The 13610-nt window shown below is 61.8% G+C and carries 11 protein-coding genes; 4 read left to right on the top strand and 7 right to left on the bottom strand.

Annotated features, from left to right (window positions below):
* Window positions 1-69: 69 nt before the first annotated feature.
* A complete protein-coding gene (locus ACQR35_RS12160) occupies window positions 70-789 on the bottom strand; it encodes a hypothetical protein (RefSeq protein ID WP_430270186.1) in 720 nt (239 codons plus the stop codon).
* A gap of 10 nt (window positions 790-799) precedes the next feature.
* The gene (locus ACQR35_RS12165) at window positions 800-1147 is read right to left on the bottom strand and encodes a DNA cytosine methyltransferase (protein ID WP_430270187.1); all 348 of its coding nucleotides are present in this window, start codon (window positions 1145-1147) and stop codon (window positions 800-802) included.
* 270 nt (window positions 1148-1417) lie between these two features.
* Here ACQR35_RS12165 and mobF point away from each other — a divergent pair, with 270 nt between their 5' ends.
* The gene (mobF, locus tag ACQR35_RS12170; RefSeq protein ID WP_430270215.1) at window positions 1418-4966 is read left to right on the top strand and encodes a MobF family relaxase; all 3549 of its coding nucleotides are present in this window, start codon (window positions 1418-1420) and stop codon (window positions 4964-4966) included.
* 113 nt (window positions 4967-5079) lie between these two features.
* On the opposite strand, the gene ACQR35_RS12175 is transcribed toward mobF, so the two are convergent.
* The 4 genes from ACQR35_RS12175 to ACQR35_RS12190 form a co-directional block, all read right to left on the bottom strand.
* The gene (locus ACQR35_RS12175) at window positions 5080-5715 is read right to left on the bottom strand and encodes a hypothetical protein (RefSeq protein WP_430270188.1); all 636 of its coding nucleotides are present in this window, start codon (window positions 5713-5715) and stop codon (window positions 5080-5082) included.
* Between the two features lie 157 nt (window positions 5716-5872).
* The gene (locus tag ACQR35_RS12180; protein WP_430270189.1) at window positions 5873-8059 is read right to left on the bottom strand and encodes an AAA family ATPase; all 2187 of its coding nucleotides are present in this window, start codon (window positions 8057-8059) and stop codon (window positions 5873-5875) included.
* A complete protein-coding gene (locus ACQR35_RS12185) occupies window positions 8056-8697 on the bottom strand; it encodes a hypothetical protein (protein ID WP_430270190.1) in 642 nt (213 codons plus the stop codon). The genes ACQR35_RS12180 and ACQR35_RS12185 overlap by 4 nt, the downstream gene beginning before the upstream one ends.
* Window positions 8694-10145 (bottom strand): hypothetical protein, encoded by a 1452-nt coding sequence (locus tag ACQR35_RS12190; RefSeq protein WP_430270191.1) that lies wholly within the window; start codon window positions 10143-10145, stop codon window positions 8694-8696. Before ACQR35_RS12190 ends, ACQR35_RS12185 begins: the two co-directional genes overlap by 4 nt.
* Before the next feature lie 221 nt (window positions 10146-10366).
* Here ACQR35_RS12190 and ACQR35_RS12195 point away from each other — a divergent pair, with 221 nt between their 5' ends.
* On the top strand, window positions 10367-10750 hold the full coding sequence (locus tag ACQR35_RS12195; RefSeq protein WP_430270192.1) for a sulfate permease: 384 nt from the start codon (window positions 10367-10369) through the stop codon (window positions 10748-10750).
* Window positions 10750-11151: a recombinase family protein gene (locus ACQR35_RS12200; RefSeq protein ID WP_430270193.1), complete on the top strand. Its 402-nt coding sequence runs from the start codon at window positions 10750-10752 to the stop codon at window positions 11149-11151. Before ACQR35_RS12195 ends, ACQR35_RS12200 begins: the two co-directional genes overlap by 1 nt.
* Before the next feature lie 27 nt (window positions 11152-11178).
* Here ACQR35_RS12200 and ACQR35_RS12205 read toward each other — a convergent pair whose 3' ends face one another.
* On the bottom strand, window positions 11179-12186 hold the full coding sequence (locus ACQR35_RS12205; RefSeq protein ID WP_430270194.1) for a DNA-processing protein DprA: 1008 nt from the start codon (window positions 12184-12186) through the stop codon (window positions 11179-11181).
* 209 nt (window positions 12187-12395) lie between these two features.
* Between ACQR35_RS12205 and ACQR35_RS12210 the strand changes: the two genes are divergently transcribed.
* Window positions 12396-13580 (top strand): hypothetical protein, encoded by a 1185-nt coding sequence (locus tag ACQR35_RS12210; RefSeq protein ID WP_430270195.1) that lies wholly within the window; start codon window positions 12396-12398, stop codon window positions 13578-13580.
* The last annotated feature ends 30 nt before the right edge of the window (window positions 13581-13610 follow it).

The raw sequence follows: 13610 nt of genomic DNA on the forward strand, positions 1-13610 counted from the left end.
TCGGCGAATGAACGCCGCGATCCACCGGATCGTGATCACTCAGAAGCGCATGCACCCAACCGCGCAGGACTACCTCGCCGCCCGTCGAACGCTCGGTAACTCGAACACCGAGGCGATCCGCGCGCTCAAGCGCCACCTTGCCAGGCGGGTGTTCGCCCTGCTTCGGAATCGTGACGCAGCCACCAAAGCGATCAGGCCAGTCGCTGGCCTTGCTGCCTGAATCATCTGGACGTCGTCCCGACGCGGGCTTGGCTGCAGCCCGGCGGACGGCAGCGTCTCTAGACGACGTCGAACAGCAGCGACTCGATCCGTCCGTCGCCGGGCGTCGGGCGTCGGGCGGAGACTGATCACCTCGAGTAGCTTGTCGAGGTCCGAAGCGACAACTCTGGTCTGCTCGAACTCGGGCTCTTCGCCGTGCACGATTGCGCCATCTCGTCGGACGGCAAGATAGCCGTAGTGCCCTCGGACCGACAGCAGGATCGGGAAATGCTCGGTCCAGAAGTCGGTGACCGCGGCACGCTCTTCATCGGTCGACGCTGCATGCAGGCTGATCGTCTCGAACTCATTCCACGCGAATCCGTCTATCGTCGTGCCGGCGTAATCGTCTGTGGAGAGAAACCACGTTGCTTCGTCAGCGCTCGACAGCCGAGAGAAGGACGAGACCCATGAAGCGACGGAGCTGTGTGCTCGCCCGAGTGCGGCAGGGGCGAGCCATGCTCCCACAGGTGCCGGGGCGAACAGCCAGCCTGCGGATTGCAGGCTACCGATCGCCGACGCACGCACATCCATAGCCACCAGGCTAACGAAGTGTCTTCGAGACACGAACGTGCCGAGCACCCTTGATGTCGGAAGCTACCCTCGGCCGACAACGTGGCGCTCGAACTTGACATTGAGGCAGGGGAATCCGCCGCAGAGGATGTCCACCGGGGGGCACATCACGCCAGTTGATGGTGGTGATGTCGCCGAGGTTGGGGGCGTCGGGCCAGTGATGGGCGAAGACGCGGGCGACCGGATCGTTGACGTCGGAGAACCAGACGGTCTCAGCACCAAAGACCTGTTCGACGGCGAGACCGAGGCCGCCGTATCCGGCGAACAGCGACCCGACGCGCAGCGGCTGATCGGGGTTTGTGGCCTGTTGATCGTGCATCGTGGCTCCGCCTGGTCCGTAACCTTGGCCGGGCTCCACGTTGGAGTTCTGTCACCGTTCAGGTCACCTGCCAGGTGCGCTCAGTCCGCCATCTCCACTGCTACTGATCGCCTCACGGGAGCCGCGATTCCGGCTCCCGCTTCCGGCCCGCGTTTTGAGATGCCACGCGTCTTGCAGATGAGGTTTTTAGACCCGCGAATCCACTCTGATTTGACCCTGCGGGACCGAGCTCACCTGTGCTCCGAGAGGAGAACTCCGGTGACGGTTTCGATGCGGGTGATGAGTGCTGGTGACGGCTACAAGTACCTGCTGCGTACCGTCGCTGCCGCCGATGGCGACCGTTCCCTCTCGACTCCGTTGACGCGCTATTACGCGGAGAAGGGTTCACCGCCGGGCCGGTGGATGGGCTCAGGCCTTCCCACGCTCGGTGGCGGCCGGATCGTCAGTGGTGAGGAGGTTTCGGAGGCACAGCTTCAGCTCCTGGTGGGCATGGGTCGTGACCCGATCACCGGCGATCCGTTGGGTCGTGCCTATCCCGCCTACGCCACCGTCTCGGAGCGCATCGAGGCCCGAACTGATGCTCTTGATTCTGGGTTGGCTCCGACTGAGCGGCGGGAGCAGGTCGCGCTGATTGAAGCGGAGGAGAACGCCCGCACAACTCGTCGTGCGGTGGCGGGGTTCGATTACACGTTCAGCGTTCCGAAGTCGGCGTCGGTGTTGTGGGCGGTTGCGGATGCTGGCACGCAGGCGTTGATCGCGGATGCGCATTATGCGGCGGTTGCGGAGGTGGTTGCGTTCATCGAACGGGAGGTTGCAACTACCCGTGTCGGTGCAACCGGTCCCGACGGTGCCGCAGCCCAGGTCGATGTGACTGGGGTGATCGCTACCGCGTTCGACCACTACGATTCCCGCGCCGGCGATCCTCACCTGCACACGCACGTTGTCATCAGCAACAAGGTTCAGACGGCGCAAGACGGCAAGTGGAGATCCCTCGACGGCCGCCCCCTCCACGCCGCGGTCGTCGCGCTCTCCGAGTTGCACGAGGCCGTCTTCGCTGACCACATGACCCGGACGTTCGGTGTCTCGTGGGAGCCGCGCGATATGGGCAGGGATCGTAACCCTGCGTGGGCGATCGCGTCGGTGCCGGAGTCGTTGGTGGTGGAGTTTTCGACGCGGGCGCGGCAGATCGATGAGGAGAAGAACCGCCTCATCGACGCCTACGTCCAGCAGCACAGGAAGCAGCCGAGTGCGGCGACGGTCCTGAAGTTGCGGGCGCAAGCAACCCTCGCCACCCGCCCCGAAAAACACGTCCACTCACTGGCCGAGCTCACCGAGAACTGGTGTGCCCGCGCTGGAACGATTCTCGGCACGGATGCGACCGGATGGGCACGCACGGTCACCGCAACCCCCGACGCAACCCCGCCGATGCTGCGCGCCGACGATGTTCCCCTCGATCTGATTGCCGAGGTCGCTCAGGTCGTGGTGTGGGAGGTCGGCGAGAAGCGCTCCACCTGGCGGCGCTGGAACCTGCACACCGAAGCCTCCCGGCAACTCATGGGGTGGCGGTTCGCCTCCACACGGGACCGGGAAGCGATCACCGGGATGATCGCGGACGCCGCCGAGCAAGGGTCGTTGCGGTTGACTCCGCCGGAGTTGGCTTCGAGCCCTGTGCTGTTCCAGCGTGATGGCGGCACGAGCAGGTTTCGGCCTGCAAACTCCACCGTGTTCTCCTCCGAAGATCTCCTCGCCGCCGAAGACCGCCTCCTGGAACGCTCCCGATCCTTGACCGCACCGACAGTGCCGTTGGAGACGGTGGAGAAGGTCACCAGGCAGCCTGGTGCTCAGGGGCGGATGCTCAGCGACGAACAAGCCGCAGCACTGTCGGCGATCGCCGTCTCTGGTCGTGTGGTCGATGTCCTCGTCGGCGCTGCCGGGGCAGGAAAGACAACGGCTATGTCCGCGTTGCGCCGGGCATGGGAGACCAGACACGGCAAGGGCTCCGTGGTCGGGCTTGCGCCGTCGTCGGTCGCGGCGGGAGTGCTGGGTGAGGATCTGGGAATCGCGACCGAGAACACAGCGAAGTGGTGGCAGAACCACCTCATCCACGGCACGACCTTCACCGCTGGTCAGCTCGTCATCATCGATGAAGCATCCCTCGCCGGCACCCACTCACTCGACCGCATCACCGCACTGGCCGAGCAGTCCGGGGCGAAGGTGCTGCTCGTCGGTGACTACGCCCAACTCCAATCCGTCGACGCCGGCGGCGCGTTCAACCTCCTCGTCTCCGACCGTGATGATGCTCCCGAGCTGGTCGATATTCACCGGTTCACCAACGAGTGGGAGAAGATCGCCTCTCTGAGCTTGCGGCACGGACGCACCGAGGTCATCGACATCTACCTCGAACAGGGCCGCATCCACGGTGGTGAGGAAGAGGCGATGATCGATGCCGCCTACAACGCCTGGCGCACCGACACCCAGCACGGGCAGGTATCGGTGCTGATCGCTGAGAGCGGCCAGACCGTCACCACGCTGAACAATCGTGCCCGTGCTGATCTGATCCTCGACGGCGCCCTCCGCCCCTCGAAGGAAGTGGAACTCAACGACGGTACCCTGGCCGGTGTCGGTGACACGATCATCACGCGCCACAACGACCGACGACTCCGCAGCGGCGCGGCCTGGGTGCGCAACGGTGACCGATGGAAGATCACCCGCGTTCGTGACGATGGCTCCATCACCATCCGCCCCACCAACCGGAGGTTCGGCGGTGCGATCGTGCTCCCGACTGCTTACGTTTCTGAATTTGTGGATCTGGGATATGCAGTGACCGCGCATAGGGCGCAAGGAATCACCACCGACACAGCGCACACGGTGGCAACTGCCCGGTCGACACGGGAGAACTTCTACGTCTCCATGACCCGCGGCCGCCACGCGAACCATGCTTACGTCGCCATCGACCAACCCGACGAGGCCCACGAGCAAGCGCACCCGAGCGAGAACCCCGACGCCACCGCCAGGTCTGTGCTCTACGGGGTCCTGCAGCACGTCGGCGCTGAACTCTCCGCGCACGAGACGATCACCGCCGAACACGAACGGTGGGGGTCGATCGCGCAGCTCGCGGCCGAGTACGAAACCATCGCCCAAGCCGCCCAACACGACCGATGGGCAAACCTCATCCAGGCTTCGGGCCTCTCGCCGGAGCAGACGGAATCCGCGCTCAGCTCGGAGTCCTTCGGCGCGCTCATCGCGGAGCTGCGACGGGCAGAAGCGAACCATCACGACATGGCGGCCCTGTTGCCGAGGCTTGTGCGGGCACGAGGGTTCGAGGACGCCGACGACATAGCCTCCGTCCTCCACTACCGCGTCGCCCGTGCCACCGAACGCCCCGCAGGCTCCGGCCGCACGCAGAAACCGCCCCGCCTGATCGTCGGCCTGATTCCCTCCGCCCACGGAACGATGGGCGAAGACCTGCGGCAAGCCCTTGATGAGCGGCGGGAACTCATCGAGACCCGTGCCGACGCCGTGCTCGACTCCGCTCTCAGTGAGGCCGAGCCTTGGATTGCCACGCTCGGGCCGACGCCGGATGATCCGCGCAAGCGGCAAGCCTGGCGACATCACGCCCGCACCGTGGCCGCGTACCGCGACCGCTACCAGATCACAGGATCGTCACCGCTCGGAGCCGAGCCTCAGTCCCAAGCCCAGAAGATCGACGTTGCCCGCGCGAAAGCCTCCCTCGCACGACTCCGAGATCTCAATGACGCAGACGGGCGTGAAGATCCGTCGCGGACGGTTCGACGGGAGGGGCCGGCTAGGGGTTTGTGATCGGTAGCTTGTCCGAGTGCTTTCGGCACGTTGTTCTATACGGGCGAGTCGGAATTCTTCTGAGGTGCCTAGCGGAGGTAACGCTGCCTCTCCGGTGCCCGCATGTCACGGATCTAAGCAAACCCCACTCGAACAGAAACCGAAGCGAAGTCGAAGGCTTCAAGGGGTTTGTTCCTAGCAGTGGAGATGGCTCCGATTGCTTTGACCGTCGCATTGTGAAGGCCCAGGAGTGTGCCGAATACAGAATTGCCCGTTTGTTCGAAGTACCAATCCTGGCGATAGTCCACGTCAGCGTCCGAAAAATCCCCTCTCCCGAGGATTGTCCAAGTCTTCCTTTCGATGATCACACCCGGCCAAGTGTGCTCATCGTGAGCCCATCTTCTTTCATCCTTTTCGGAACCCTCGGGAGAATCACGAATTTCTACGAAAGGTCTCCTATCCTGCAGTTCGAATCCGTGGTGAGTATTCACGCGATACAAACCGGGGAGAAGGGCTAGGCATGAGAACTCGGGAACGAATGGCTGACAGGTTCGAATTGCGTCTGCAACCATAGGCGCTCTAAGCGGTAGCCCAGGAATATTGCTTTCTAGCAGGCTGTCGAATTTAGACGGGTCATCGGTGAGAGGAAAATATGTTCGGCGACCAGGTCTTCCATGCGTATCGAGGTAGATACGATTTGCAGTTTTATCAAGAGAGCTTCGCAGAGCTCGAACCACAGTGCTAACCTCGCCGATCGCAGAATCAAGCATCACACCTTCGCGTGCAGACTCTATATATGTCGGCAGTAGCCGCTTCATGGCAGCGCTAGAGTTGCGAAGTTCAATTAACGCTGCACGCATAGATCCTCCTGCTGTTGTGCCGCACGATGTGCACCGAGACGGTCGGGGCGCAATCGGCTGTTGTTCGCTACGGCGCGACTAGCTTCATCGGGCTGGTCTCAGCAGGAACATCCCATTGCTCGACACCGGGCCCGTTGCGATCCCACTTCGTAAAGCGGACGTAGGTGGTTCGGAAGTCTTCGCTTACCGGACGAAGCTTCCTCGCTAATAACGAGGCGAAGGCATGATCGTGGGTTGTGACGATCAGTTGGCGATGAGGAAGAATCTTGCGAAGTAGGTCAACCAGGCCGAGAAGATGAACGTCGTCCAGGTTCTGGAGCGGATCGTCGAGAATCAATGACTTCACGTGAGTAGGAGCGAAGCCGAGGTTGAAAGAGAGGAACAAGGAGACAGCAAGTGCGTTCGCTTGCGATGTGGATAGCGTCTCTCCGGGCTCCGTGACATCGACTTGAACCTCATCGTCGCGCAACATCGGCGTGAGTCGGTGCTTCCCACCAAACTGGCGTGTGGTGATCTCAACAGATCGAAATGTTGGGTGCGGATCGATCGCTGCGTAGAACTGACGCAGGAGAGGTTTTAGTTGCTTCAAACGGTCGGCAACAAACGTCTCCGCGTCCGCCTTGACTGCATCTAGAAGCGCGGTGGCGACGTCATTCGTGTGGCGCCGATCGACGATGTCTTGCTCCTTAGACACCAATGAGTTTCGGAGTGCTTCGGACTCGATCTCGATTCGATTGCGTCGCATCTTTGACGAGTCCAGTGAGGCTGCCGCATCGAACTCGCGTCCCGCCTCCAATGCTCGCGCGATCTGAGACTTCCGTCTCGCTACACGCTCCAGTTCCGCGGTCAGTCGTGAGAATTCGTTGCCTGGCTCTGGTGACGAGGCGAGCTGATCTTCGAGGAAGCTGGTCAGCACCTCCTTCACTCGGCTCTCTCGATGCTCTTTCGCGGCGAGCGCTGACGCGCGGCGTTCGAGCATGGTGCGGTGCTGATCAGAAGCGGTTTTGAGGTGGAGTGACAGTTCCCCCAGGCGCTCTTCTGCGGTTTGAAGGTTTGTCCGTTGTAGATCCGCCCCTTCTCTGAGGGCCGCATTTTCTGTCTCGTTTGCGATGCCTTCGAGGCGCCGACGATACGCCTCTTGGTCAACTTCTTGGCCACAGGCTGCGCAGTTGTCAGCCACGTGACGGAGCAAAATAGACGCCATGCTTGCCAGCTCTTCGCGGACAGAGCTTGCCTGTCTAAGTGCCGCGTCTGCTTCTCCAACTGCGACGCGAAGTTGCTGGACGTCGCGCTCAGCCTCATCCTTTTCAGCCGTCAGATCAGCAACTTGACGCTCAACTTCGACGACCTCGGCGTCTGCCGGACCTTCAGGGAGCGGCACGCTCAGTTCTGCCTGAGTCGCAAGCAAGGCGGCCTCATCTTGCTCGATTGTGCTGCGCTCCTGGTTCAGGGCAGCGCGCAGCTTTGTCAGCGCGCTCTCACTCGGCTCCAGGTCCTCAATGTCCTGGGTCGCGACAAGCCCAAGCGCCACAACGTCGTTACGCCACGTCTGCCATCGAGCGGTCACCTCGGCCGCATTCGCTCTGGTGATCTCGGCTTCAAGCACGGACAACGAGGTTGCGAGGTCGTCGAGCTTTGCGCGATCGCCCTCGAGTGCCGCATCGGCCTGGTTGACCGCGCGAACCCATGCTCGCTTGTGCGATTGAAGTTCATCTGCGAACTCGCGTAGACGCCCGGCACCCACCATGCTTGCCACCGCATCGAACCGTTCCGTGTCTTGGCGCCCGGTCAGAAACTCGCGCAGCGACTCTTGCTTCAGGTAGATCGAGTCCACGAACGACTGCGCAAGTGTGGCGAAGTCCTCGTTCGTATCGGTGCCCGCTAGATTCTGGCGGAGCCATGACTCAGCGTCCGTGCCACGAAGTGACTGGTCGTTGACGCGGACTCGAAGTGGAGCGCGCAGTTTCTTGGCGTCCGTCTCGTCCGGGTTTTCCAGCGACCTTGTGATGACAACGCCGTCACCGTCGAAGTCGGTTCGCAGCTCAACCGCCGTGGTCCCCGACTTGCTGTAGAGGTTTCGGGGGCCCTGCGTGCTGGAGGTCTTGCCCGAGATCGCCCATGAGATCGCGTTGCAGATAGTCGTCTTGCCATACCCATTCGCGCCGACGACGATGACAACGTCTGCGTCGAGGTCGATGTCAACTTCGCCGGAGACTCCGCCGAACCCTGCGATGGTTATTCCGGTGACTCTCATGGTGCATCTGTCCCTGTCCGCTGGGTTGCGATCAATCGTTCATGGAGCGCTTCAAGGGGAGAGTCGCCTGCCTCGTATGCGGCAATGACCACATCGAGATGAGCGTTACTACCGCTGAGGGACCCCGCGATGCGCGAAGGTAGCGTGGCCAAGGGGTCAGCTCTCCCCGGCGTGGTGTCGAGATCAAGGTCGAGAATCGGTGCCAGTGTTCTCCGAACTTGAGGTGTCAATTCAAGCGGATCTGTGACGCGAGTTGGCAGATCGTCTGCTGTAAGCACCAACTTGCGTACGCGTCGCGTGTCGGATCGTATGGAGCTCAACTCGGCAGCAAGTTCCTCCGGGACACCATCCATGGCAACGAGGATGAGATATCCGTCCCATGACTTCGGGTCGGTCGCAATGACGTTCGCGCCCAGGAAATCGACTACGTGATCTTGTGCCGCACCCCATCCGGCGACGAGCTCTTCAACCGACTCAAATGTCCATATGGCAATCACCGAGTACTCGTCTTCAAAAGCCATCGATCCGACGGGCCAGGATGGGTGGCGTTCGTTGTCCACGCGGATGATCTCAGACTCTGCGAGTAGGCGTGTGATCTCGGTGAGAAGAAGTTCGTTCGTTACAACCGCCTTGGTCATCGTCGTAGCTCCTCAACCGCTGACCGCAGATGTGCCGCGGGCCGTCCTAGGTAATCGTCTGCGAAGATCGGGTAGATGCTGTCGGCACCTCTGATGAGATCACCTGTCGTGTTCTCTCGAACCAGGTCATCAACAGTTGGCGTGTGCGTGGTTCTCGCACCAGCGACCACGACCAGATTCGTTCGTAGCTGAGGGGCCAGACTGTTGTTACGCTCACGGATCTTGGCGCTGATAGCGCTCCAAGCGATGGTGCCTCCACCATGCGCAAGCCCAAAGACGAGCGTTGAGCCCGCATCGGTCCTGATTGTGAGCCTGCCGTGATCGTCCAGCTCAGGAGGACTTGCTGCGAGCGCTGCCGTCATGTGATCTGTTGCCACCAGGAGGTGTGCGATCTGCCGTTGGTTCGCGGTATCTCCCTCCCCGGCGTAGGGGTACGGGCCAAGGAGCCAGGTAGCTCTCGCGCGACCGAGGTCCAGAAGCTCGATCTTTTCGATAGGGGTTACGATGTCTTCCGACTGGCGCAATGCCATGTCGGGGTCATCGCCAACCATCTGATTATGCGTGTCACGGATCCGTTGCAGTTGTTCGAGCGCTACTCTCTGAGCGAGTCTCGACATGAAGTCACCCCAGTAGAGGTTGACCATACCTGTGAGGTTCGCGCTCAAAGCCTCGTGGAACTTCGAGTCTTGATTGCGATCGACCAGGTAGTAGGAAGATTGTGCTTTGGCGGCTAGGTTGCTGACGCTCTCGGTGAGAACATTGGCGGGGCTGCCCAAGCCGACGAATATGACGACTGGGGCGGAGAGATTTGCTGCGGCGATTACGCTCTCCCACTCTGCAGCCCAGTCTGTATCGAGCGCTCTCTTTCTGAGTACCCAAGTTTCTTCGGGTTGATTGACGCTTCGGTGAAGATGCACCACGGAGTGCGAGGCAAGGCTTGCATGCTCGTCGGGACCTTCTACGAACGTAATGTTCGTGCTGTTACCCAGCTCGGTCACGGCGTGTTGGAAAGCCAGGTCGTAGTTCAGGGTGATCACATGCCGAAGCGCACCTTCGATGAGCAAGGCGGCCGCGATGAGATGCCCAGAGTTAGGGGCTGCCGTCCGCCAGGCCTCTTTCGGCAAACGACTCGTGAGTGCAGTCTGTGATCCGAACTTGTCGTAGAGAAGGTCGGCAAGAACCGAGAGATCGTCGGGATCTGTGCACTCTCCCTCGTTCAGAACTCCATCGTTAACAAGTCGTCGATGGGCTTCGCGGGAGTAGTATGCACCGCTCGCTAAACCGGTCGGCTTCTCCATCGAGACACCAGCACCGACAACGAGTACCACACGGCTGCCTGCTGCGTCTGAGATGCGTTGAAGGATCTCCGGCGGAAAGGCGGTCGAGTCCGCCGCCTCGCTCTGGTCGGCTTCTGGCAACACGTCCTCCTCATCGATGAGAGCTTTCACGTCTACCGATGAGGTCAGCCGTGGTGATCACATGACACCCACTCTACTAACCTCGCTTCCCCAAGCTGAGGAAGTCGGGCTCTTCCGCAACGTCCGGGCTCCGGCGTAGACTCGAACACGAGGCAGATTCCCTCGCTAACGCGCCGCACGCGGCAGGCCCTCGGGTCACTCTTCAACGCACGCCTCGTCTATCAGACCGTGCGATGGAGAGGAACACCACGATGATCCGCCTACTCTGGGCCGCCAGCGTCCAAGTCCGCTACTTCCTGCGACGCTACATGCCGTCCAACATCCTTCTCGACGCGATCCGCACCCGGCGGGGGTTGAAGTGGGGCATGCCAGCGATGCTGCTCGCGATCCCGTACCTCGGTGTCGCCTACCTGCTGAGCACCGCCGCCCAGAACGACGGTCCCGGTTGGCTCAACCTCTTCGTGTTCGTCGCGATCTGGTCAGCGTTGAAGATGCTCTGGATCGGCCCCATCAGCCTCGTCCTGCTCGCACGAGCCCGCGCCCACGAATACGCCCAACATCGCGCCATCCGCAAAGCGGAGAAGACGGAGCAAGACGCACAGGAGACCGACCTTATTTTGGCGGGAGGGCGTTGATGAGCAACGCGATCATTTACGCGCGCTCCGCAGGCAGCTCGGCGCAGCAGGTACAACAGCAACGCAAGCTCTGCCGTTCCTACCTGCGCGAAGTCGGCCTCACCGAGGTCGGCTTCGTCTCCGAGTACGGACACCCCGGTCCAGGCCTGTCGGACGTGCTCAGCACGGCAGCCAGCAACGGTGCCACCGAGGTCGTCGTATGCGACCTCTCCCGCCTGGGCCGCACGCCACTGGCGAACTTGAAGAACTCCAACCTCCTCGAAGAAGCCGGACTCACCATCCACGTCGCCGCCGGTATCGTCAGCGGCCCCGTCACCGACGACGACATCCGCGACAAGATGCTCCTCTTTGCCGAGACAGACCTCAACACGCTCTACGGCGACGACCTCACGGAACGATAAGCGTCACCGCAGGACGCTCAAGGCGAGCTACAGGCCCAATCCGCGCGCGGGCGGCAGTGCGGACTGCCCACGTTGAACCCCAGGATGTTGAGCATCGAGACCCTGACCGCCAACAGAGTGAGAACGGTTGGTGAGCGCGAGTACGTCTTCGCCGCCGGTGATGACCGTGGCACCGTGGTCTCGGATCAGGCGCAACGGTCCCGCGCTGGTGACGCTGGTGATCGGTCCGGGAACCGCACCCACGGGACGCTGAAGATTCCTGGCCTGCTCGGCGACGCCCAGCGACCCCGAACGCACCCCAGCCTCCACAATGACCGTCGCGGACGACATCGCCGCCAGCAACCGGGATCGTTGGACGAACCGCCACCTTGTTGGCGAGCCGCCCGGCGGTATCTCGCTGACCACGGCACCGCGCTGAGCGATCCGTTCGATGAGGTCGCGATGCCCAGACGGGTACGGGCGATCCACGCCGCTGGCAAGCACCGCCACAGTCGCGCCGTCGCTGGCGAGTGCTGCCCGGTGTACGGCACCATCGATCCCGTACGCGGCACCGGCAACGACCACGCGGCTGTGCGCGGCAAGGTCAGAAGCCAGCATCGAGGCGACATGCTCTCCGTAGCTGGTCGCGGCGCGAGCACCGCTGATCGTGACGAAATCATCCGTCGGACGAGACATGATGCTCGATTCGCCATCGACCCACAGCGCATACGGTGCCTGATCCGCCAACTCAGCAAACCCCGCCGGCCAATCATCATCACCGGGAACGAGCACAGTGATACGACCGGCATCCAAGCTATCCAACGAGTTCCGCGCCGCAGGCAGGTCGGCACGGGCGTTGAGTTGAGAGCGCCACACTTCGGTGGTCGCTTCATCCAGGCCGGGCGCAATGGTCTCCGTGTCGAGGAGCCGGAGAGTTTCGACTCCGCCGAGGCGACGCAGCAATGTGCCTGTTCTCGCATCGCCTGGCTCAGAGATCGTCGTGAGGAGGATGCGCGCCGAGCGTTCGTCTGTTGCTAAGCCTGTGATCGTGTCCACGTGCTCTGCTCCCTTCGTTGGGAACAAGGTGTGCTTGGCACCCAGCAACGAGCGCCCAGCCAGCACGCGGTCCAGCGCTTTGAGCACAAGTGTGGGCACCCGGCCCGGCGGTGCGAGCCGTCGATGTCGGACGAAGACGAGATGATGGGACTGACCAAGGATTCCGCAGATAGGTCGTCTCGGAGGCGAGCATTTAGAAGGAGCTAGATATGGCCACAGCGAGTGAGCGTTATCGTAAGCACGCAGTTTGGGAGACGTTGACGCTCAAACGTGAAGCGCTTGCTGCGGCACGGTTTGGCGACAAGCGAATCGAGCAGCTTCGTCTCGACGTGGCCGAGTGGCTGTCTGAGGCTGAGAAGACCAAGGCCACGCGCCAACCCTCGCTATACATTGGCGTCCTGGATGAACTTAGTAACCCTCTCAACGGCCTCCCAACTACAGAGGCTGAGTTCGCTAGATATGTATCTTCTGGCCAGCAGCAGGCGCTTCAGTCTGCGCTTCGCGCTCTGCCGCTCCCGCCACCAAAGGATCTCAAAGAGGCGTATGTCGTGCTCCTGGACAAGGAGATCGCGGCCCGCACCGAACGTCTGAATGAGCTAGAGGGCCGTGTTGCCGAGACAGAGAAGTCATTAGCAGCTCGTCAAACAACTCTTGACGGGTTGGAGAAGAAGGCCGAAAGCGTTGCCGCCGCAGTCGAGGCTGAACGGACAGCGATCAAAGAAGTGAGCGCAACCGCGAGAGCCGAGATCGACCGTGATTGGGGTGAAAAGCTCCACGACTGGTGGGAAGAGCGCACCCGATTCGACGAGGAGCAGAACGCGAACATTCTCTCGCACGCTGCTTCTTTGGCAGCCACCGCGCGCGCAGGCGAGGCACTCGCAGAGCACGCCGCAGGCAGCTTGAGTGCAACAGACTGGAACGGACGATCCAAACGTGAGCGCCGAGCTGCCCAATGGATGCGGTTCGGCGCGGCCGCCGCTTTCGTCTTCGCTGGTGCTGTCGGCTGGTTCATCGTCAGCGAAGCCATCAACAACAACTTCGACCTCACCGTCGGTGACGGTATCTTGCGCGCCAGTGTCGCAGCGGTGATTGGTGCCTTCGGTGGACTCTTGCTACGCGAGTCAGGCCGTCATTTCAGGGAGGCCGACACAGCCGAGGACGTTGCGCTCTCGCTGAAAGCGCTGGCACCCTTCTACGCGAGTTCAGGAGACGACGTGCGTCTGGCCGCACGAGTGCAAGTGGGCGATGCGGTACTCGTGAAGAATGTTCTGTCTCGCTTCGCGCACCGTGACGCGGCCAAGCACGCTGGTGAAATCAATACCGCAGATCTTCCCAAGCTCGTAGACGATGCGACGAAGGCACTCGGCAAAGCCGGGCAAGCGGACAAGGCCTGACGAGAGTTCTGGTTCTGGTCGCGTAAAGCT

It is taken from the genome of Pseudarthrobacter sp. J1738 (assembly GCF_050490315.1).
Lineage (GTDB): Bacteria > Actinomycetota > Actinomycetes > Actinomycetales > Micrococcaceae > JBNPEO01.